This is a genomic window from Actinomadura logoneensis, from assembly GCF_003428695.1.
Lineage (GTDB): Bacteria > Actinomycetota > Actinomycetes > Streptosporangiales > Streptosporangiaceae > Spirillospora > Spirillospora logoneensis.
In genome coordinates this window covers 1-1,740 of sequence record NZ_QURH01000571.1, presented here as the reverse complement: position 1 = coordinate 1,740, position 1,740 = coordinate 1, and the positions used below count along the sequence as shown (strand labels likewise).

Annotated in this window: 2 protein-coding genes; both read right to left on the bottom strand. The window is 76.7% G+C overall.

Annotated features, from left to right (window positions below; translation table 11 throughout):
- Positions 1-414 (bottom strand): LytR/AlgR family response regulator transcription factor (locus DZF91_RS24270; protein ID WP_117359604.1); only part of this gene is annotated, 414 nt, incomplete at its 3' end.
- 214 nt (positions 415-628) lie between these two features.
- Positions 629-1,740 (bottom strand): histidine kinase (locus tag DZF91_RS24265; protein ID WP_117359603.1); only part of this gene is annotated, 1,112 nt, incomplete at its 5' end.

The window sequence follows — 1,740 nt, the reverse complement described above, 5'->3', positions numbered from 1 at the left end:
GCCCGCGCCGGGAACGCCGCCCGCGGCACGGGCCCGCTCGACCGCCTCGGCCACCCGCCGGACGGCCTCGGCGAGCCGCTCCCGCCGGACCGGCTTGAGCAGGTAGTCCAGGGCGCCCAGCTCGTAGGCGGCGACCGCGCAGTCGTCGTGGGCGGTGACGAACACGACGGCGGGCGGCGCGGCGAACCCGGCGAGCAGCCGGGTGAAGTCGAGCCCGTCCAGCCCCGGCATGCGGATGTCGAGGAACACGGCGTCCAGCCGCTCCCCCGCCGTCAGCATCCGGGACAGGTCGCGGAGGGCGGACGCGGCGTCCCCCGCGCCGCCGACCCACCCCACCCTCGGGTCCTCCCGCAGCAGGTAGGAGAGCTCCTCCAGGGCGGGCACCTCGTCGTCAACGGCCAGGACGCGCAGCATGAGACGACCTTGCCCGCCCTCACCGTCGGTTCGCAATCGGTTTCACCAGGTGACTACCGGACGGCCCCGCCGGAAGACCCCGGCCGGACCACCCACGCGGGCGAGGCCGAGGCGGGCGAGGCCGAGGCGGGCACCGACCGGGCAGGCGCGGGTCGGGCGGGGCAAGGGTCGGGCAGGCGCGGGTCGGGCGGGGCAAGGGTCGGGCGGGCGCGGGTCAGGCGGGGAAGGCGGCCGGGCGGTACTTCGGCACCCGGAGGTTGACCTTCGTGCCCGCGCCGAGGGCGGTCTCGACGGTCAGTCCGTACTCGTCGCCGTACACCTGGCGCATCCGCTCGTCCACGTTGGCCAGGCCGATGCCCGCGCCGCCGCCCCGGCCCCCGCCGTTCGCTCCCCCGCCGCTGCCGCCGCCACGTCCGGCGCGGTCGCGGGTCCCAGGGCTGGGGGAAAGGATCTCGCCCAGCCGCTCCGGGTCGATGCCGACGCCGTCGTCCTCCACGCTGATCGCGGCCTCCGCGCCGTTGTCGCGCGCGACGATCCGGATCCGGAACTCGTCCTTCGCCCGGCCCTGCATCCCGTGCCGGATGGCGTTCTCGACGAGCGGCTGCAGCGACAGGAACGGCACCGCGACCGACAGCACCTCGGGCGCGACCTCGACGCTGAACTGGAGCCGGTCGCCGAACCGGGCCCGCTCCAGCAGCAGGTAGCGGTCGATGGAGCGCAGCTCGTCGGCGAGCGTGGTGAAGTCGCGCGGGTTGCGGAACGAGTAGCGGGCGAAGTCGGCGAAGTCCAGCAGCAGCTCGCGGGCGCGCACGGGATCGGTCCGGACGAACGAGGCGATCGTGGTCAGCGAGTTGTAGACGAAGTGCGGGGAGATCTGGGCGCGCAGGGCCCGCATCTCGGCCTCGGCCAGGCGCGCGCGGGAGGAGTCCAGCTCGGCGAGTTCGAGCTGCCCCGCGACCCAGCGCGCCACCTCGCCCACGGCGCGCACGCGCGTCGCCGACGGCTGCGGCCCGTACGCGACCAGCGCGCCGACCACGTGGCGGTCGATCGCGAGCGGCGCGACGACCGCGACGCGGATCGGGCAGGACGGGTCGCCGCACGTGGTCCGCGGGTCCGCGCCGACCACCCGGGGACGCCCGGTCGCGAGCACCGGGCGGGCGTGCAGCGTCGCGTCCTCGGAGTGCTCGTCCGCGCCGATGCCGTCCCAGGCGAGCAGCGCGGCGCGGGCGAGCGGGTCGTCCCCGCCCGGCTCGTCGTCCGCGCCGACCCCGAGCAGCGTCGCGACCCGTCCGGACGCGGCGGACGCCCCGGACGGCGCGACCGTGC